This window comes from Chryseobacterium sp. NFX27 (assembly GCF_049887855.1).
In the GTDB taxonomy this organism is placed as follows: domain Bacteria; phylum Bacteroidota; class Bacteroidia; order Flavobacteriales; family Weeksellaceae; genus Chryseobacterium.
Genome location: NZ_JAGEKK010000001.1, coordinates 68,688 through 87,807, shown reverse-complemented (window position 1 = coordinate 87,807; position 19,120 = coordinate 68,688). Strand labels below are relative to the sequence as shown.

Annotated in this window: 18 protein-coding genes and 1 pseudogene; 17 read left to right on the top strand and 2 right to left on the bottom strand. The window is 37.7% G+C overall.

Annotated features, from left to right (window positions below; translation table 11 throughout):
• Window positions 1–115: 115 nt before the first annotated feature.
• The 7 genes and pseudogenes from J4Q03_RS00465 to J4Q03_RS00435 all read left to right on the top strand — a co-directional run.
• Window positions 116–515: pseudogene (locus J4Q03_RS00465) on the top strand (RHS repeat-associated core domain-containing protein); the annotation flags it as partial.
• A gap of 834 nt (window positions 516–1,349) precedes the next feature.
• Window positions 1,350–1,703 (top strand): enoyl-CoA hydratase, encoded by a 354-nt coding sequence (locus J4Q03_RS00460; RefSeq protein ID WP_426046293.1) that lies wholly within the window; start codon window positions 1,350–1,352, stop codon window positions 1,701–1,703.
• 544 nt (window positions 1,704–2,247) lie between these two features.
• The gene (gene queD, locus J4Q03_RS00455; RefSeq protein ID WP_426046292.1) at window positions 2,248–2,694 is read left to right on the top strand and encodes a 6-carboxytetrahydropterin synthase QueD; all 447 of its coding nucleotides are present in this window, start codon (window positions 2,248–2,250) and stop codon (window positions 2,692–2,694) included.
• Window positions 2,695–2,722: 28 nt separating this feature from the next.
• Window positions 2,723–3,514, top strand: coding sequence for a UDP-2,3-diacylglucosamine diphosphatase (locus tag J4Q03_RS00450; RefSeq protein ID WP_426046291.1), 792 nt, complete (start codon window positions 2,723–2,725; stop codon window positions 3,512–3,514).
• A gap of 181 nt (window positions 3,515–3,695) precedes the next feature.
• On the top strand, window positions 3,696–4,679 hold the full coding sequence (locus J4Q03_RS00445; protein ID WP_426046290.1) for an acyl transferase: 984 nt from the start codon (window positions 3,696–3,698) through the stop codon (window positions 4,677–4,679).
• Window positions 4,680–4,709: 30 nt separating this feature from the next.
• The gene (locus J4Q03_RS00440; protein WP_426046289.1) at window positions 4,710–5,204 is read left to right on the top strand and encodes a phosphate ABC transporter permease; all 495 of its coding nucleotides are present in this window, start codon (window positions 4,710–4,712) and stop codon (window positions 5,202–5,204) included.
• Window positions 5,205–5,302: 98 nt separating this feature from the next.
• Window positions 5,303–5,845: a hypothetical protein gene (locus J4Q03_RS00435; protein ID WP_426046288.1), complete on the top strand. Its 543-nt coding sequence runs from the start codon at window positions 5,303–5,305 to the stop codon at window positions 5,843–5,845.
• 52 nt (window positions 5,846–5,897) lie between these two features.
• Here the strand turns inward: J4Q03_RS00435 and J4Q03_RS00430 are convergent, their stop codons facing one another.
• Both J4Q03_RS00430 and aqpZ read right to left on the bottom strand, forming a co-directional pair.
• On the bottom strand, window positions 5,898–6,680 hold the full coding sequence (locus tag J4Q03_RS00430; RefSeq protein WP_426046287.1) for a T9SS type A sorting domain-containing protein: 783 nt from the start codon (window positions 6,678–6,680) through the stop codon (window positions 5,898–5,900).
• A 217-nt stretch (window positions 6,681–6,897) separates the two neighbouring features.
• On the bottom strand, window positions 6,898–7,614 hold the full coding sequence (aqpZ, locus tag J4Q03_RS00425) for an aquaporin Z (protein ID WP_426046644.1): 717 nt from the start codon (window positions 7,612–7,614) through the stop codon (window positions 6,898–6,900).
• A 216-nt stretch (window positions 7,615–7,830) separates the two neighbouring features.
• Between aqpZ and J4Q03_RS00420 the strand changes: the two genes are divergently transcribed.
• The 10 genes from J4Q03_RS00420 to J4Q03_RS00375 all read left to right on the top strand — a co-directional run bounded on the left by J4Q03_RS00420 (window position 7,831) and on the right by J4Q03_RS00375 (window position 19,037).
• Window positions 7,831–8,451, top strand: coding sequence for a DUF5715 family protein (locus J4Q03_RS00420; protein ID WP_426046286.1), 621 nt, complete (start codon window positions 7,831–7,833; stop codon window positions 8,449–8,451).
• Window positions 8,452–8,599: 148 nt separating this feature from the next.
• Window positions 8,600–9,337, top strand: coding sequence for a hypothetical protein (locus J4Q03_RS00415; RefSeq protein ID WP_426046285.1), 738 nt, complete (start codon window positions 8,600–8,602; stop codon window positions 9,335–9,337).
• A 19-nt stretch (window positions 9,338–9,356) separates the two neighbouring features.
• Entirely contained in the window at window positions 9,357–9,980 is a 624-nt protein-coding gene (locus J4Q03_RS00410; protein WP_426046284.1) for a hypothetical protein, read from the top strand.
• 149 nt (window positions 9,981–10,129) lie between these two features.
• Window positions 10,130–10,759, top strand: coding sequence for a sensor histidine kinase (locus J4Q03_RS00405; RefSeq protein WP_426046283.1), 630 nt, complete (start codon window positions 10,130–10,132; stop codon window positions 10,757–10,759).
• Entirely contained in the window at window positions 10,728–11,405 is a 678-nt protein-coding gene (locus tag J4Q03_RS00400; protein WP_426046282.1) for a response regulator, read from the top strand. Before J4Q03_RS00405 ends, J4Q03_RS00400 begins: the two co-directional genes overlap by 32 nt.
• Window positions 11,406–11,564: 159 nt before the next feature.
• A complete protein-coding gene (locus tag J4Q03_RS00395) occupies window positions 11,565–12,905 on the top strand; it encodes a T6SS phospholipase effector Tle1-like catalytic domain-containing protein (RefSeq protein WP_426046281.1) in 1,341 nt (446 codons plus the stop codon).
• A gap of 177 nt (window positions 12,906–13,082) precedes the next feature.
• The gene (locus J4Q03_RS00390; protein ID WP_426046280.1) at window positions 13,083–15,011 is read left to right on the top strand and encodes an ATP-binding cassette domain-containing protein; all 1,929 of its coding nucleotides are present in this window, start codon (window positions 13,083–13,085) and stop codon (window positions 15,009–15,011) included.
• 241 nt (window positions 15,012–15,252) lie between these two features.
• On the top strand, window positions 15,253–15,609 hold the full coding sequence (locus J4Q03_RS00385) for a hypothetical protein (RefSeq protein WP_426046279.1): 357 nt from the start codon (window positions 15,253–15,255) through the stop codon (window positions 15,607–15,609).
• 449 nt (window positions 15,610–16,058) lie between these two features.
• Complete coding sequence (locus tag J4Q03_RS00380) at window positions 16,059–18,443, top strand: TonB-dependent receptor (protein ID WP_426046278.1); 2,385 nt, start codon at window positions 16,059–16,061, stop codon at window positions 18,441–18,443.
• Between the two features lie 30 nt (window positions 18,444–18,473).
• Entirely contained in the window at window positions 18,474–19,037 is a 564-nt protein-coding gene (locus tag J4Q03_RS00375) for a hypothetical protein (RefSeq protein ID WP_426046277.1), read from the top strand.
• Window positions 19,038–19,120: the final 83 nt, after the last annotated feature.

The following is a 19,120-nucleotide window of genomic DNA, read 5'->3' as shown; positions in this document are numbered from 1 at the left end:
TCGTTTGGTCACTCTATTTGTTTTTTAACAGAAAATTGGAGTCCTTATGCAGGTAAAAGTGGTCATGTTTCAGACAAGTTAGTAATACAGTTAGCGATAAATAATTTTTGAAAATAATAAGTATATTTACAGCTATACAGACCATCTGGATAGACGAATAAAAGAGAATCTTTTATGAAGGCTACGAACGTAGTTCTGTACGTGTGAACTACACGAATAACGGTTCCGGAGCTGCGATCATTGAAGAAAATAATTATTACCCGTTTGGTTTAAAGCATGAGGGATATAATACATTAACAGGAAATCCCGCTTATAATTATAGTTACAATGGCAAAGAGCTGCAGAAGGAAACAGGCTGGAGTGATTATGGAGCCAGAATGTATATGTCAGATATTGGCAGATGGGATGTAATAGATCCATTAACGGAGCAGATGAGAAGGTTCTCGCCTTATAATTATGCTTTTAATAACCCAATCAGATTTATTGATCCTGATGGGAATAGTCCAAGAGATACATACGGGGAACATTCTGCTTTCAATGGAGATTTTGATCCTAATTCTTCGTTATCAGGATACAATGGAATGGGCGGTTCTCATGGAATGTATTTTGCAAATAATGATGGTGGCGGTTTTGCTGCAGGAAGTACTTATGGACAAGGACCTGATAATAATCCTAAACCAGGTACATGGCAATCTGTTAAGAATTTCTTTAGAAGTATCTTTGGAGGAGGTAGAGGAGGTGCTGGAATTACAACTCTTGCTACTGGAGCGCAGGTGAGTAGAGTTGTTCAGATTGGAGAGATTATTGAGGTAAATGCACAGGTGTTTTATAGTGCTGCCGGTACTTTAGCAACCCGTAGTCTGTGGGGATTGCCATTAATGTTGAATGGGGATACTCAATTTGCTGCTAATTCAAAAGGAATTGATATACCAATAACAACAACGGATAATAATCCTGAAAGAACAATCACATTATTTAGAGGAGTTTCATCAAAAGCTAAAGGCTCTATGTATTTTGAAGCAATGCAAGGGATTGCAATACCTAATGGGTTTAGACAAATTGCAACAACATGGGGACCACATAGTGATATGGAAGTACATGCTGGAGGAGATAATCTCAGTATTTGGACAAGTTGGAGTACTAGTGAAGAAGTTGCTAGAAACTTTGCTACAGGTAATGCATTTTACGAAAATGGAATTCCTGGAATTATTATGTCTAAAACATTTAGAGTAGGTGAAGCGGTGCCAAATCCCTTTACACATGCAGAAGCTGAATGGCTCGTACCCGGAGTTACATATGTGGCTAAAGTTAAATATGTTTTACCTAGATCAAAATAAAAAATATTTATTATGTTGACATCAGAAGATATCTTTCAATTAATTAAGAAAAAAAGAAATTTCCTAGGAAATATTCAGGAATATAAAATTAAAATCAGTGATAGCAATAATTTTGAAAGGGAGAATTTAATAGGAGTATATAAGATTAGACAGTATACTGCTACAAGGGAGAGGAATGATAAGTTATCACAAGAAATAGGCGCTTTAATATTAAATTTGGAAAATTATTCTAAAAATAAATTGAGATTTGTAAGCTTATTAGGCGAAAAATATTATGGAATGTTTTTTTTGAATGAGAATTGGGATGAAGTTATTGGGTATTTAGAACGGGAAATTAATGATGATGAATTTGATAAATTAATTTAGCATTGGAGTCGCTATCTGGTAATGTTCCAGATGTATGGCAATGTTTCAAAAATGTTGGTTTTCTTTATTAATTGAACTTAACGAGAAATAACAAGTATTAATTTTATAGAATAGAGTGATCGTTTGGTCACTCTATTTGTTTTTTAATAGAAAATTGGAGTCCTTATGCAGGTAAAGTGGTCATGTTTCAGACAAGTTGGTAATACAGTTAGTGGAGTTGCTATCTCATTTAGGACAAAAAGTTATAATTCTTATCATTAGAAAAGATTTATATTGGAATATACCTGATGAAGATTTGTATAATATCAAAAACCAGAAGATTTTACTATTGGAAGTATAAAGAAAATTGGGAATTTTCTTCAAAAGTTTAAGAAAAGAAAGGGAAGCTATAGGATATAATTTTAATAAATATCTAATATCTTGAATTAATAGGGTGGTCACCCATTATTGAAATCAAGTAAACGTTAAATTAATCTACACTTTTCATTAAATTCTGTTTTCCCGGTACGCAACTTATCATTATGTTTTGTCATATCTTTGCATCATGATACGTATTACAAAAATTTTCACATTCGAAACAGCCCATGTGCTGTACAACTATGATGGGAAATGTAAAAATATGCACGGACATTCCTATAAACTGTTTGTAACGGTAAAAGGAAAAGTGATTAATGATTTGGAAAATCCCAAAAACGGGATGGTGGTGGATTTCGGAGATATTAAAAGTATCGTAAAATCTGAAATTGTGGACGTCTGGGACCATGCAGTGCTTGTTAATGCATTGTCTCCTCATAAAGATCTGGGCGAAGACCTTGAAAATAAAGGCCATAAAGTAATTTACTGCAGTTTCCAGCCTACCTGTGAGAATATGCTGTATGCTATTGCTGCCAAAATAAAATCCAGGCTTCCGGCTGAGGTTTCTCTGGCCTATCTTAAACTTCACGAAACAGAAAACTCCTATGGAGAATGGTTTGCAGAAGACAATAAGTAACAGTAATGACCAATAAAAATTCAGACCGGTGTTAAAAACGATTATTAATTTAGAACCTGGAAAAAAAGTGTATTTCGCTTCAGATCAGCATTTTGGTGCTCCTACACCGAAGGAAAGCAAAGTGCGCGAAGAGAAATTTATCCGATGGATGGATGAGATTAAGGAAGATGCTCAGGTTTTGTTTTTAATGGGTGATCTTTTTGATTTCTGGCACGAGTGGAAACATGTTATCCCAAAAGGATATGTGCGGGTTCTCGGAAAAATTGCCGAATTGAAAGACCGGGGAATTCATATCTATTTCTTTGTAGGAAACCACGATCTGTGGATGAAAGACTATCTTGAAGAAGAAATAGGATGTACCGTTTTTTACAAAAAGCAGTATTTTGAAATGGGAGGAAAACAGTTCCTGCTGGCTCATGGAGACGGTCTCGGTCCTGGTGATAAAGGCTACAAAAGAATGAAAAAGCTGTTCACCAATCCTGTGGCACAGTGGTTTTTCAAATGGCTTCATCCCGATATTGCCATGAAAGTGGCGCTGTATCTTTCACAGAAGAATAAAATGATCTCCGGGGAAGAGGATAAAGCATTTTTAGGAGAAGATAAAGAGTTTCTTGTCATCTATTCAAAAGAAAAACTGAAGACTGAAGAAATTGACTATTTTATTTATGGCCACCGTCACCTTCCTATGGTGCTGGATCTTGAGCCTAAAGCAAAATACATTAATCTGGGTGACTGGATTTCCTATTTTACCTATGGAGTCTTTGAAAAAGAATTTGAACTCAAAACCTTTGCAGACGGAACAAAAAAAAGCTACCCCTGAGAGAGAGGTAACTTCCGAATGAACCAAGGTCCACTCTTGTTTTTAATCCATATTCCGTGGTAACAATTGCAAGAAGTTTACCAAAGTATAAATCTTCGATTAAAAAAATATTAAAAAAACAAACTCTGTATATAACCGACTCATTATGAGTTAGTAATAGATATAAAAAAAACTCCAAAAATTGAAAAATATATTCACCATACAGACAGAACAGGGCTTCCTGGATGCATCATTGGCAGCTTTTCATTATCAGTATGAAAATGTTGGGATATATAGACAGTTCGTGGATTTTCTGAAAATAAAACCGGATGAGGTTAGCAGTCTTGAAAAAATTCCTTTCCTGCCGATAGAAATGTTTAAAAACCATCAGATTTTAGACAAAAATGCAGCTGCTGATCTGTTTTTTCAAAGCTCAGGAACTACACAGATGAATCTGTCAAAACATTGTATTGCAGATCCTGCTGTTTATGAAGAAAGTATCTATAAAAGTTTTGAACAGTTTATAGGAAGGCCGGAAGACTTTATTTTTCTCGGTCTGCTTCCAAGCTATCTGGAAAAGCAGAACTCTTCTTTGATCTATATGGTGGATTATCTCATGAAAAAATCTGCCAAACCTGAGAACGGGTATTTTCTTTACAACCATTCCGAGCTGTTTCAGCTTTTAAACACTTTGAAAGATAAAAAAGTCATTCTTTTCGGAGTGTCTTTTGCCCTGCTGGACTTTCTGGATTCCGTTGAATCTCTGAATCTTTCAGTTTCCGAATCTCAAAATCTGACGATTATTGAAACGGGAGGTATGAAGGGGAGAAAAGAAGAAATGACCAAAGATGAGCTGCTGAAAATTCTGCAGAATGGCTTTAACACAGAAAGAATTTACTCAGAATATTCAATGACAGAACTGCTTTCGCAGGCTTATTCTCTTGGGAATAATGAATATAAGTGTCCCAACTGGATGAGAATATTGGTCCGGAATGCAGAAGATCCTTTTTCCTATGAAAAAGAGGGAAGAACCGGCGCAATAAACATTATAGATCTAGCCAATATCCATTCATGCTGTTTTATAGCAACACAGGATTTGGGGAAAACCCTTCCGGAAGATAAATTCCAGGTGCTCGGAAGAATAGATCATTCCGATATCCGCGGATGCAGCTTGCTGGTTTCCTAAGATCAGAATTAAACAAATAACGTCTTTACTATGGACTGGAAGAAAAGCTTATTTTTAATGCTGATCGGTGTATCCGGTCTGTTGTCAGCACAAAAAAAGACTGGAAAGGACATTTGGTCCGGAACTTATCTGGTAAATGAACTCAATAACGGAGTTGCCAGGATTACGGATACTTTAGTGGTTGTGAGAATTAAAGATGCGGATCCGAATGATATTCCGGCTAAAGAAAAGTCTGATTTAGTCCGCTGGTCTTTGATCTCGAAAAAAGATGGAGGAAAAGATAAAGCTACGGTTAAACGATTCCTGTTTGATGTAGAAAATGGTCGTGATGCCTATAAAGAATTCGGCTGGACAGATCTGCACAGAGCAGGGAAAATGAACTGCATTGATGGTGGACATTTTTTTATGTGCCAGACAATGCCCGGTACTTCCGTTACATTTGGAAAAGATGAAAAGTACTTGACCAAAACGGGTGTATTTGGAATATGGCTGCACTATGGGATTGTTGAGCTTCAAAAAAAATAAACCAGTCTGGCTTCGGAGAAGAAGATACCTGAAACCAATTTATTGTTGCGTTTTTTAACCCTTATCTGAATTCATATTAAATTAAAAACTTAATTATAATGCTGAAAATAGAAGAACTTGTTCACGCATATATCCATTCCCATTGCGATTTCGAAAAAGAAATTGTACTGACGAATTATTTCCAGGCCGACTGGGAAGCGGATATTCTGTTCATAGATTCTGAAGGGTTTAGCCATGAAATTGAAATTAAGCTCTCAAAAAGTGATTTTAAAAACGATTTCAAAAAATCATACCTCAATAAAGATACAGGCGAGAAGTTTCTGAAGCATGATAAGATCTCATGCGGCGACTATATTTGCAATGCCTTCAGCTTTCTGCTTCCGATGGGCATGATAGAACATAATTTAATTCCGGAGCACTGCGGAATTATCGAATTTTACCACAATGCAGATACCTGGGAAACGGAATTCTACCTCATACGCAAACCTAAAAAAGTCCATGAAGATCCTTACTGGAAATTGATAGACAAAGATCTTTTTATCCGGAAAATGGCCCTGAATCTACTGCAGCGTAAAATGGAAATCAAAGGCAGGCAGGAAGAGCTTATTTTTAAAAATCCTTTTGATATCAGGAAAAAGTAAAATAAAAACTCCTGCATTTCTACAGGAGTTGGTTATACATATTAAATGCTGGTTATTTGTTTTTCATCATCTTTAAAGTTCCGTTTGCGCCGGTACTGGATTTCCATTTAACAAGATAAGTACCTCCCGGATGATTCTGGAGATCAATCGGCAGTTTATTTTGTCCGGCTCTTACATTCGTGGTATAGGCTCTCACTGTTTTACCGTTAAGGTCAACGACACTTACTGAAACAGTTTCTCTGCCTGCGGCTGTATAATAAAGCTCACTTATTTCCATATCTTGATTTGATACTATAGCTGTTTTAGGCTGTGATGTTGCCTGTTTTGATACTGTGCCACCTCCGGGAACACATAAATAACATTCAAACCTGGCAACACCTATGACGTATTGATTTGGGCCTGTGCAGGTGATGCCTACTCCATATCCAAACTGACCCGGATAATAGATCATGGTAGGATCTGCAGGAATTGTAGTGTGGTCTCCAATTGCAGTTGGAAGCGGATAATATCCGCTGTATAATGTAGAGGGGTTGCTAAAGCTTACTTTACCATATCTGATTGGGGGAGTTCCTCCGGGAAGTGTGAAAGTTACAGGAAAGTTATAAGTTCTGAATGTACTGATATCTGGAGGAAAAGGTGTAGCGACCCTTTCATTGGACCCTATTTTAATGTCAAATTTAACATCCGTATGGGCATGGCCGGGGACATTTTCGGCAAAAATATCATTTCTGGTAACGGTGATGTTATAAGTTGGTGCGGGAGCTGTATTTCTTTGTGCGTCCAATTGATTTTGGCAAATCAATACAAAGAATAGTAAAAAGAGAATTTTTTTCATTTTAATTAAGTTTTAAATTATTCTGTTATTTTTTTCGATTAATCTTAACTAAAATTGAAGCTTATTATTCATCCGTCAAAAGGGTAATTAGTAAATGTGGATGTTTATCCAATAACTGTTTCTGTTCTTTTCATAAATGTAAAACGAGGGATTCATCTTATAAAAACAAAAAAATCCTGTCAGACGACAGGATTTTATATTAATATGAAGATTAGTATTAATCAGTAACTTCAACAGTATCTCTCTGAAGCAGAAATTTATAGATCAATCCTCCTACAATTCCTCCTAAAATAGGTGCTGCCCAGAACAGCCAAAGCTGAGACATTGCAAGTCCACCCGTAAAAACAGCCTGTGAAAGCGATCTTGCAGGGTTTACCGAAGTGTTGGTAATAGGAATGGAAATAAGGTGAATCAGAGTAAGAGCCAAACCGATAGCAATACCCGCAAATTTTCCGTTAGCCCACTTGTCGGTAGCTCCCATTATAACAATAAGGAAGAAAGCCGTTAATAAAAATTCTGCAAGAAATGCAGCGCCCATACTGAATGCTTTTCCATTATAAACCGCTTCTCCGTAGAAGTTAGTGGCAAAAGCTCCTGGCTGGGAAAAATCTACAGCTCCTGAGCCGTTAAGGATAACGTAAAGACATCCTGCTGCTACCAATGCTCCAAGACACTGCGCTACAACGTAAGGGATAAGGTCTTTTGCGGAAAATCTGCCTCCCGCAAAAAGTCCGAAAGATACTGCCGGATTGAAATGTCCGCCAGAAATGTGTCCGACAGCATAAGCCATCGTAAGAACGGTAAGACCAAAGGCTAAAGAAACCCCTAAAAGGCCGATACCGATGTCGGGAACTCCGGCAGCAAATACTGCGCTTCCGCAGCCACCGAAAACAAGCCAGAATGTGCCGAAAAATTCAGCAAAAAGTTTTTTTATCATATGTTTATTATTAAATGTATCTCAAATGTAAAATTTAAATTTTAAAATAAAAAGATAAAACTTAAAAATCTTTTATGATTTCTTAATATAAAATTACATATTTACTAATTTGGTTTAATGTTTGTTGGGAATTCTTTTATTATGACATTATCAGTAAACTGAATAATATATCATAAATGTTTATCTTTCGTTTCGTAATTAAAAGTGTGGTTAATGAGAAAGTATTTTTGTGTAGCCTTTGTGCCCTTTATATATAGCTTTTATTATCCGCAGGCAGCAAAAAAAGCGCTTCCCTGCTATGATCTGACATCCGTCCTGAAAGTAGAGCCTACCGCTCTGTACAAACCCCACCTGGATGCCTCCAGAAGTTTCAATGTAAAACTTCTGAAAGATTCTAAAACAGTTCAGAAATATATAACCAACGGTAAATTTCACAAAATAAAAAAAAGCGGAAAAGGATACCGGGTTCAGAAACTTGATTACAGCAGGCCTTATATGGTTTCCAAGGCGAAGATCACTCTTGAGAAGATGGGTGCCAGGTTCAGTAAAGCAACAAAAGGTCATACGTTTACCGTTTCATCTATCACAAGAACACTTGAGGATCAGTGCAGGCTGAGAAGAGTGAACTCCAATGCTTCTTTAGGGATTAGCTCACATAATTATGGGAATTCATTTGATATTTCCTATGTCAGGTTCAATGATGTACTGAAATACAATCCTAAAATGGAGGCGGCGCTGGAAAAAGTGTTAAAGTATTATGCCAACGCAGGAAGGATTTATTACATCAGGGAGAAACAGCAGAGCTGTTATCACATCACTGTGAGGAATTATTAGCCGATCGGCCAATCCTAAACTACGTTGTAATCTGAAAATTTCACTCATTAATATTAAATTTATTTTACGAATAATAAATTTATGATACGATTATTTGTGCAGGATGTTTAGTTTGTATAATTTTATACAACTAAATAACTATGAAATTATGAATGAGAACGATTACAAGCTGGCATCCGCCGAATGGGGCAAATATGTGTCAGATTATCCCAGAATCGCAAACTTAATTCCCACCAATTACATTTTTGAGCTTTCTTCAGAACAGATCGGAAAAATAATGGAACACAACAAATATGCAGATGTATGCGCTGAAGTAGGCGTATACAACGGCAGTATGGTTCTTATTTTCCTCCCTCTGGATGCACAGGGACATGTGGATAAAAGTGTTGTTGAATACCAGTATACTACTCTGGGACCGCTTAAATATGATCTCAGGCTGCAGGAAACAAAAGAATTTACAGTTACCAAGAATGCTGTTCTTTCCAGTAACCTTACCAAAGTAGATGGCAATACCAATACCTCTGTTCCGGTATCCGAACAGCCGGTTCTGGACCAGGATATTGCTGTAGAAGCTATTGAACGCTGGAGAGATGAAGGAATGGAGTGGTTTTTCCGTGAGTGTAATGAATTCGGGGGACAAAGAGTTTTCAGAAGATTCTATATTCCGATGGAAGACCTTACTCATCCCAATCCTGAGATTTTAGGCATCAAATGCTCTTTCGGGCTCAGACATAATGATATTTACCAGAGAATGCTCGTTACACTGATCTTTATTTCTTTCCACGAACTGTTACAGGAAGGAACCAATCAGGCAATGATTTCTAATACCTATGATTGGGCGAAACCATGTCCGCCTGTCTGCCGTATTCCTGAAATTGGATCTTAAATACATAGCGTAACTAGGAATGACAGATTTTTTTAAAGCAATTTTATTCCTAAACTATGGTCTGCTTCTGTCCATCATACTTTTGGGAGCAGCAAAATACCGTATACTGAATACCAAAGAAAAGCAATATTTTCACTGTATTGCTTTTCTTTTTTTTATCGAATTATTAAATTTGGTCCTGCCTTATATTTTTAATCTTAATGATACTTCTTTCCTGTATCCTTTATATATCGCCGGCGAATTTTTCCTGGTCACGGCTTTATTTATCAGAAAACTGGGGCTTCCAAAATATTTTTTTGGCATTACAGCACTTCTCGCAGCTGGGTTTATGATCTCGAAATATGTATTTAACTATCCCTTTAACAGCGATATTGTGAAAGTGATCTCAAATATCATTATTATCTGCCTTTCAGGATTTGTCCTGATCAGGGAGATCAGGGGTGCCTCTGCACAGAACCGCTTTCTTCTCGCGGATGCCTGTATTTTTTTTTACTATTCAGTTTCAGTATTTATTTTTATTATCCAGCATCAGATCGCGAATCTTTCAGAAAATGAGTACTTAATTATTCTCAGTGTGAATAATATTCTGTCAAGCATTTTATACTGTTCATTTTTATATACCTTCATCAAATTAAAGAAGTAACCTTAAATATTAGCCTGCTGATCCTTATAATTGTTACCATAACAATTATAGTATCCTTTATTCTCTTAGCCTACAGATCTTTTATCAGCCGGATTATCAAAGAGAAGAATGTTCAGCACGAAGCTGAAGTTCTCCATCAGAAAAAGCTTGTGCTTGAAAATATCAAAGCCCAGGAAGAAGAAAGAAAAAGAATAGCCGTTATGATTCATGACGATATTGGAAACAGGCTCAATATCCTTTCCCTGTGGCTCAACAACCTGGATACAAAAGGAGACGAAGTCATCAAAAAAAAGATCTACAGCCAGATGTCCTCCCTTATTGATGCAGCGCGGAGTATTTCCCATTCCCTGTATCCTGTCAACCTCGAATCGGTAGGGTTTGTTCTCTATGTGGAAGAAATGATAGCCAACCTTTCCCATAAGATCAATATTTCTATGCGCGTGATGCCGGGATATGAGAAAAAAGATATCTTTATAGAGGTGCAGCTGTACCGTATCATTCAGGAATTTACAACCAATGTGATCAAACATTCTACGGCTACAGACCTGTGGATCTACATCAGAGATTATCCCCGGCATATGGCCGTTGTTATTTCTGATAACGGACAGGGATTTGATTATGATCTCGTGAAAAAAGGAATGGGGATAAAAAATATCGAGTCCAGGATAAAATCTATGAATGCCATCCATAAATGGAAAAGTAACCTGAATAAAGGAAGCCGTTTAATCATTTTAATTCCAAGAAATAATGAACTCCCAAATCAAAATAGCCTTAATTGATGACGAACAGCTGATCCTTGAAGGAGTAAAAATGCTGCTTTCGAATGAAAAGAATATATCCGTATGCCTTACCTCCAATAACGGCCCGGACTTTATTGAAAAGCTGGAAAGCCTTTCCGGAGATGATTTCCCCCACATAGCTCTTGTAGATGTACAGATGCAGCCTATGAACGGCTTTGAACTCGTAGAAGTTCTTAAAGAAAAATATCCAGATCTCAGGATCATTATCCTTTCTTCCCATTACAAAACTTCCATTTTGGGCTATATGGTTAAATTGGGAGTTTCAGCTTTTCTACCTAAAAATTCAGACCGCAAAACATTTATTGAGGCCATTACCATGGTTTACAAAAATGGAGTTTTCTTTACAGCAGAGGATCATCAGATGCTTTTTACCTATATGAACAGCTCCACAAAAAAGAAATCTCTCTTTGAAATGGAAGACGAGCTTTCCGAACGGGAAAAAGATGTCGTAAAGCTGATCTGTCAGGAATATACTAATAATGAGATCGGAGAAAAGCTCTTCATCAGCCCAAGAACGGTAGAAAGCCACCGCCAGCGGATCCTGGAAAAGATTGGCGCCAAAAATACAGTAGGTATTGTTATTTATGCTGTTGTGAACAATATCTATTCTCTTGATACAATGTAATTCCGTAGAAATACGGAATTTTTTATTTGGTATTTTTCACGCTAGTATTGCTTTTCCTTCTTCCGTTAATTTGAAAAATAAGTTGTACAGATTTCAAAGCAGAACCAGACTCAAAACACTGTACTGGAAAACTTTCAACAATTAATGCAAAACACAGCGATGGAAAATAATACAGTATTACCTGTCGGAATTTTTTTTGACGGAACCGGAAATAACGGAATCAATGCAGGCTCAGCCGATATGCCTTCAGTAAATAATGAAAGCTATAAAGGAGCACCCACCAATGTTTATAAGCTCTTCAATTTATTCAGCGGAAACAGTAAAATATATGTTGAAGGAATAGGAACGCTTACTGGAGGAGAAGATAGCAATTTTGCGATGGGAACCTGCGCTAACCCTCCGGATGCACAGGGATATTCTTCAGACGACAAACTGCAGAAAGCCAGTACGTTTGTACAGAATATAATCAATGATAAAAATATTGACTATCATTTTTACGTTTACGGATTCAGCAGGGGAAGCATGCTGGCAAGAGAATTCTGTAACCGGCTGGCTGCAGAGTATCCCACTGGAAACGTTACCATAAAGTTTTTGGGCGTTTTTGATACCGTGGAGTCCAAGCCATTTAATACGTACGATATGAACCTGCCTCAGGAAGTGGAAAATGCCCTTCACCTGTGTGCGGTTAATGAATGCCGGTTCTTTTTCCCGCTCACCGGCTTTTTTGAAAATTCAAGAAATATGGAGGACACCAAAACTGAAACGGCGGGCTCCGTTTGGAAAGAGGTTTTCGTTCCCGGAGCTCATGCAGATGTAGGCGGTGGCTATCTGCCGGCACCGCAATCAGTTTATATTTCTACAGATTTTATGAATGTCAGTGATCTGCAGGACTATGTTTCAAAAGTGAGAACTGCAAAAACCGATGCTGAAGGAAATAAGATCTGGAATTCACTGCTCTCAGGCTTTCAGATCGAAAAAGGTGTTGTTCTCTCCCAGGCTTATGTTTCCAGACGTTTGGTCTTTAATACCCTTCCGTTTGTGTACGGCAGGATCATGCTGGAAGAAACCAATAATGCAGTGCCCGGGATTTTCAGTGCAGATCTTACCCGTTCAGGCCTTGAGATTGTGGATGATGCTTTTCTGACAGGCTTTTATACAGAGCTGGCAGCATATGTTAAAAGTTTCTCAACAGACATGAAACCCCATTATGATTATGCAGATTTTGCAGCATATACCCATATTTCAGCCAATTTCGGAAGGTATCATGACGATACATTACAAAAAACAGCTGATGAATTAGAAGCAGAACTGATCAACATTGGCCTGAATGTACCCAGTAATACATCCGGAGACCAAGAGATCCACACCAAGTTTCTTACCGAGCTGCATCTTCCTGAAGACAGCTTTGTAGCAGACTTTATGTATGGGACCAATGTTCCCAATAATGACATCTGGAGCCGTACAATAGAGATGAGATCCTTTGCTGCAGAACAGAATTAAGAAAATAACGTTAATACTTTTCAGTTTTAAATTTAGGTTGCGAAGGGATGTCCGTCAGGGCATCCCTTTTTGCCGTATTCCAAAGCAGGTACTTTTTATTTCTGGGCTATTCATTTCTTTTTCCGTACTTTTGCACCCGAAAATTCATTATTCATCACTTAATTTTTATTTAATAAAATGCTTTCGGTTCAAGGTTTAGGATTACATCATTCAGGAAACTATCTGTTTCAAAATACAAATTTCACCATTAAAAAGGATGATAAAGTAGGTCTCGTTGGAAAAAACGGAGCTGGAAAATCTACTTTACTGAAAATGCTTTCCGGAGAAATTAATTTCTATGAAGGAAGTGTTGTTCCCGAAGGAAATGTTACCATCGGTTTCTTGAAACAGGATCTTGATTTTGTAAAAGGAAGAACCGTATGGAATGAAACAATGCAGGCTTTTGAACAGATTAATGCCTGGAAAAACGAGCTGGAAGAAGTTAATCACCAATTGGCAACAAGAACTGATTACGAAAGTGATGCCTACACAGACCTGATCAACAAAATGACAGAGCTGAATGATCTTCTGATGAACCATGATGCCTACAACCTGGAAGGGGACATGGAGAAAATATTATTCGGTTTAGGTTTTAAAGCGGACGATTTCCATAAAATTACAGATGAATTTTCCGGAGGATGGAGAATGAGAATTGAGCTGGCGAAACTGCTTCTTCAGAAGAACGATATCATGCTGCTCGATGAGCCTACCAACCACCTCGATATGGAATCTATCATCTGGCTGGAAAACTTCCTTAAAGATTATCCCGGAGCCATTGTTCTGGTAAGTCACGATAAACAGTTTATGACCGCTGTCTGCAACAGGACTTTTGATATCAACAACAGAAAAGTGGACGACTATAAAGCCAATTATTCCAAATATCTGGTGATGCGCGAAGAGCGCCGTGAAAAACTGATTCAGGCGAAGAAGAATCAGGATGCGGAGATCAAGCAGATGGAAGACAACATCAATAAGTTCCGTGCCAGTGCTACCAAAGCATCTTTTGCACAGTCACTTATTAAGAAATTGGATAAAATTGAACGTATTGAGGTGGATAATGAAGACGTTTCCAAATTCAATATCCGTTTCGTACAGTCTATGGTTCCCGGAAAAGTTATTTTTGAGGCCAGTCATTTAGGAAAAGCTTACGGGAAAAAACAAATTTTCGATGATGTTGACTTTATTGTTCAGAGAGGAGACAGAATTGCTCTTTTAGGACAGAACGGACAGGGAAAAACAACTTTAGCTAAAATTCTTGCCGGAGATATCAAAGATTATACAGGAACATGGAACCTGGGACACAATGTAAATATCGGATATTTTGCCCAAAACCAGGAAGAAGTACTGACTCCGAATAAAACAGTTCTGGAAGAAGCTGAAGATGCAGCTACGGAAGAAACCAGACCCAGAGTAAGAGACCTTTTAGGATCTTTCCTTTTCCAGGGAGAAGCGGTAACCAAGAAAACAAAAGTACTTTCCGGAGGAGAAAGAAACCGTCTGGCTCTTTGTAAATTGTTGCTTCGTCCTTTCAACACGCTGATTATGGATGAGCCTACCAACCACCTGGATATTCAGTCTAAGGAAATTATTAAACTGGCCTTACAGAATTTTCAAGGAACGCTGATCGTGATTTCTCACGACAGGGAATTCCTGGACGGACTTTGTGATAAGATTTATGAATTCCGTGACGGAAAAATGAAAGAATTCCTCGGAAGTGTTGGTGAATATCTGGAATACAGACAAAAAGAAACACTGAGAGAAATATCTGCTGAAAAAGCAAAACTTCACAGCGATGATGTGAAAGTTGAGGCAAAGCCAGCTCCGAAAGAAGTAAAAGTTGAAGAAAAATCCTCGACTATTATAAGTAAAGAGCAAAAAAATATTCAGAATAAATTAAAGAAGGTAGAAGAGAAAATTTCTGAACTTGAAACGGAAATTGAAAAAATGGAAGTTTCATTCACAAAAGAAAACCCTTCTGACGAAACTTTAGAAAAATACAATAAAACTAAAGAAGAATTAGAAGTTGCTCTGCAGGAATGGGAGCACTTGGGTTCTCAGTTGGTTTAATTTGAATTAAGAATATACAGATCCTTCGACTTCGATCCGCATGACGCTGTTAAAATAATACCGTTTGTATTAGATTTAATATTATCATCCTGAGCGAAGTAGAAGGATTTTAAATATAAAAAGGGAAGAACATGCATTCACCGAAACATTTCCCTGTAACAAAAAAGCACTTTCACCGACGTATTGAATAGTTTTACTAAAACTTAATTCAAAACTTAAATTATTTTTATAATTTTACACGATGATTTTTAAGGAAAGCAGAAATCTGAAGAACTTTATCTCCAAACTTTTGTTTGGGATATACTTCATTGCGTTGTTTTCCCAAAGTTTCCACCATCACGATACTGTTGATTATTTTAAGAATTTCAGTCTTAAAAAGACAGAAAATACGATGGCCAAAACTTCAGCTAAAGAAAAGCCGGGCGACTGTCTGGCGTGTCATTTCTTAGCGACAGGACATACACTGGTTCCTGAAGAATTCAACTTTTCCTTCGAGCATTTTACACATGAAGTAAAACAGGTTATTGCTGTTCAGGAAAAAATATGGTCTCAGACCAAATTTACTTTTCAGCTCCGGGGGCCTCCCGCAGTTGCATAAATCACAGATTTTTTATTGACTTTAATTAGATTAAAGCTCAATATTTTGGGTTAAAACTAATGGCTGATAGATGCCGGTTTCGGGTTATACGGAATTTGCAATTTAGGATTTTGTTTTTAGGTTTGATGTTTAAGATCGGAGATGGAAGAGGGAAGAGAAGTCTCTGAACATTGTAAGTGAAAAAACCTTCGTGAACAGATTCGGAATGTAAGGTTCGGGCTTGAGAGTATATGAAAGTAGGGTTAGCTGTTTGTTATGAGTAGCTGAAATTACTTCAAAAGATCTCGTATCTCTGTTTTTATGTCTGAAATCTGAAATCTCATCACTTACCATATCAGCCATTAATCCATTTTACATTGTACATTTTATTTTACAATTTAAAATCTGCCCTTTCAATAAAATTTTACGTAAAAATGTACCAGAAACGGTACACAATCAATCTATTGACAATGAAATTGATATATAGTCTGATGTTGGTTCTATGTGGGCTGACGTTGATAAATGCACAGAAAACGTATACTGTAGAAGGAACTGTTCAGGATTTTCATGATAAAACTGCGTTGGAAAATGCAGTAGTGAAAATCGGGGGATTTACCACTAAAACAGATCATGCAGGTAAGTTTACGTTGAATAAAATTCCTGCGGGAAAATATACACTCATTGCCAAACATCCTGATTGTAATGATTATACTGAAAATATAGGAGTTAATCAGGATGTACACATGGTCATTACATTAGAGCACCATGTCGGTGATATTGAAACCGTGACCCTGCACGGAAGCCACAAAAATAAAGGTTCTGTAGTACTGAAAACACTGGATAAAACCGAAATAGAAAGAAATTCCATGGAAAATCTTGGAAATCTTCTTTCTAAAATTTCAGGAGTTGCCGTACTGAAAACAGGGAATAATATTACAAAACCTGTGATTCACGGGATGTACGGAAGCCGTATTTCTATTATGAATAACGGTGTGAAGATGGCAGAACAGGAATGGGGGGCTGAACACGCCCCGAATGTAGATGTGAATGATTTCGAACATATCGATGTTATTAAAGGAGCATCGGCATTGAAATATGGAAACGATGGAGTAGCGGGTGTGGTCCTGCTTGAACCGGCGATTCCTCCTAAGAAAGATACCATCATGGGAAGCCTGAAGCTTTCTGGGATTTCTAACGGAAGAGGAGGTGAAATTGCAGCGAATGCCCTTAAATCATGGGAAAACGAATGGTTTGTTAAGGCCGGAGGAAGCTATAAAAAAACAGGTGACCTTTATATTCCCCATCATACCCTTCAGAATACCGGAGCAGAAGTGAATTCTTTTAACTTTTCTTTTGGTAACCATGGTTTTATGCAGGGATTTGATGTTTCCTACAGTGGAATCAATCAGGAATTCGGGATCTATAAAGGAGCGCATCTGGGCAATAATTATGATGCCTATATGGCAATTAATTTCGGACAGCCCTATTTTCTGGACGATTTCAGTTATGATATCACCAATCCCAAACAGGATGTAGAACATCATATTGTAAAGCTTTCCGCGTACAAACGCTTCGCTGATTTCGGAAAACTTACATTCCAGTACAGCTTTCAGTTAAACAGACGTAAAGAATATGATATCAGAAGAGGCGAACTGAATGATGTTCCTTCAATGGATCTAAGGCTCATTACCCATACCGCAAGCCTTACCCATCTTATAGAACGTGCAGGCTGGAGTCTGGAAAGCGGTATTTCTGCAGGATATCAGGATAATTATCCCGATCCGGCTACCAAAGCGAGAAGGCTGATTCCTGATTATTACAGATATGATGCAGGAGCTTTTTCCGTATTTAAATACCGTTTCAGTTCAAAACTGAATGCTGAAGCAGGTGTAAGATATGATTTCAGCAGATATGATTCTTATAAATATTATGACGGATCGGAATGGGAAGAAAAATATGCCGCTGTTTTTCCGCAGTTTTATGTGCAGAAAAATGACAGCAGGATCCTGGCCCGCCCTATCTTTGACTATCATAATTTCTCAGCTAATATCGGGTTGAATTACCAGCCTTCCAGGGATTTTGACATCAAGTTTAATTTTTCAAGAATGAGCAGAACACCGAATCCGGCAGAATTATTTGCTGACGGGCTTCACCATTCTGCGGCGATTATTGAAAAAGGGGATTTAAGGATCAAAAAAGAAGAGATCTATAATGCCAATCTTTCGCTTACCGGGCGCTTCAATGTTTTGAAAGGGCTTCAGGTAGAAGCCAATCCGTACATTATGTTCTCGGATAGCTTTATCAACCAGATGCCGGTAGGCTTCCAGTCGACCAACAGAGGAAGTTTTGCCATCTGGGAATACCAGCAGGTAAAAGCAAGGATTTACGGGATTGATGCAGACGCTCAGCTTAAAATTCTTGATAATCTGAAATGGACAACCAGCTTCAGTGCGCTGAAAGGTGAGGACTTGACGAAGAATGAACCGCTTATCCTGATGATGCCAACGAATCTTAGAAATTCCATTGAGCTGAACCTGAATAAGCCTTCCAATTTCTACATCAGACTGGAAAACGAAAATGTTTTCAAACAAAACCGTTTCCCGATCAGAGATCAGAGCGTACAGTTTATCCAGGATGGCGAATTGCTTACAAGAGTCATTGACTACAGTTCTACTCCGGCTGCGTTCTCCATATTTCATGCGTCTGTGGGAGCAGACCTTTTCAAAAACCTGAATCTGAATTTCAGGATCAACAATATATTTAATAAAGAGTACAGGGAATATCTGAACAGATTGAGATATTATATGCCTGAAGCCGGAAGAAATTTCGTGGTTACTCTTAAATACAATTTCTAATTATTATTAATACTTAAAATTTAATTTAAAATGAAAAAAATATTCAACATAACACTTTTACTATTGGCTGCAGTTTTATTATTCTCTTGTAGAAATGATGACAACACCGATATTCCGGAAGATATCCACGAGCACGAAGAGATTTCCAAACTTCAGGTGACAGTTACTGACGATGCAGTGGGAACTTCCCAAATTATCAATTACATTGGAGGAGTGGCAGATAAAAAAATCACTCTGCAGAACGGAAAAACCTACAGCGTAAGTCTGGATTTCCAGACTGCCCATGACGATCATTTTCACAGTGCCAATGATGAGATCATCGAAGAGAAAGATGAACATTTCATTACCTACAAATTTGCGGGCGTAAATGTAAATGTAAAAAGAGCGGCTGATGATATTGTAAGAACTGATGGTAATAAATTAGGTCTTAAAACTGTTTGGACAGTTACCAATGCACCTTCCAATGCTACCGCCAACATTAAACTGATCCATGCACCAAGTGCTGTAAACCAGAATTCACCTTCTGCAGATAACCAGCAGGGAACCACCACAGGAGGCGAAAGTGATGTAGATGCACTAATTGGTGTTCAATAATAAATTCCTCATATCAAATGATAAAACCGCTGAGATTTTCGGCGGTTTTTTATTTATAAACATTTGACCACTAAGAATTGATT

Bases quoted from the DNA above. Each gene is read 5' to 3' on its own strand.
- J4Q03_RS00460 (WP_426046293.1), top strand. From the start codon at position 1,350: ATGTTGACATCAGAAGATATCTTTCAATTAATTAAGAAAAAAAGAAAT.
- queD (WP_426046292.1), top strand. From the start codon at position 2,248: ATGATACGTATTACAAAAATTTTCACATTCGAAACAGCCCATGTGCTG.
- J4Q03_RS00440 (WP_426046289.1), top strand. From the start codon at position 4,710: ATGGACTGGAAGAAAAGCTTATTTTTAATGCTGATCGGTGTATCCGGT.
- J4Q03_RS00435 (WP_426046288.1), top strand. From the start codon at position 5,303: ATGCTGAAAATAGAAGAACTTGTTCACGCATATATCCATTCCCATTGC.
- J4Q03_RS00430 (WP_426046287.1), bottom strand. From the start codon at position 6,680: ATGAAAAAAATTCTCTTTTTACTATTCTTTGTATTGATTTGCCAAAAT.
- J4Q03_RS00420 (WP_426046286.1), top strand. From the start codon at position 7,831: ATGAGAAAGTATTTTTGTGTAGCCTTTGTGCCCTTTATATATAGCTTT.
- J4Q03_RS00415 (WP_426046285.1), top strand. From the start codon at position 8,600: ATGAATGAGAACGATTACAAGCTGGCATCCGCCGAATGGGGCAAATAT.
- J4Q03_RS00410 (WP_426046284.1), top strand. From the start codon at position 9,357: ATGACAGATTTTTTTAAAGCAATTTTATTCCTAAACTATGGTCTGCTT.
- J4Q03_RS00400 (WP_426046282.1), top strand. From the start codon at position 10,728: ATGAACTCCCAAATCAAAATAGCCTTAATTGATGACGAACAGCTGATC.
- J4Q03_RS00395 (WP_426046281.1), top strand. From the start codon at position 11,565: ATGGAAAATAATACAGTATTACCTGTCGGAATTTTTTTTGACGGAACC.
- J4Q03_RS00390 (WP_426046280.1), top strand. From the start codon at position 13,083: ATGCTTTCGGTTCAAGGTTTAGGATTACATCATTCAGGAAACTATCTG.
- J4Q03_RS00385 (WP_426046279.1), top strand. From the start codon at position 15,253: ATGATTTTTAAGGAAAGCAGAAATCTGAAGAACTTTATCTCCAAACTT.
- J4Q03_RS00380 (WP_426046278.1), top strand. From the start codon at position 16,059: ATGAAATTGATATATAGTCTGATGTTGGTTCTATGTGGGCTGACGTTG.
- J4Q03_RS00375 (WP_426046277.1), top strand. From the start codon at position 18,474: ATGAAAAAAATATTCAACATAACACTTTTACTATTGGCTGCAGTTTTA.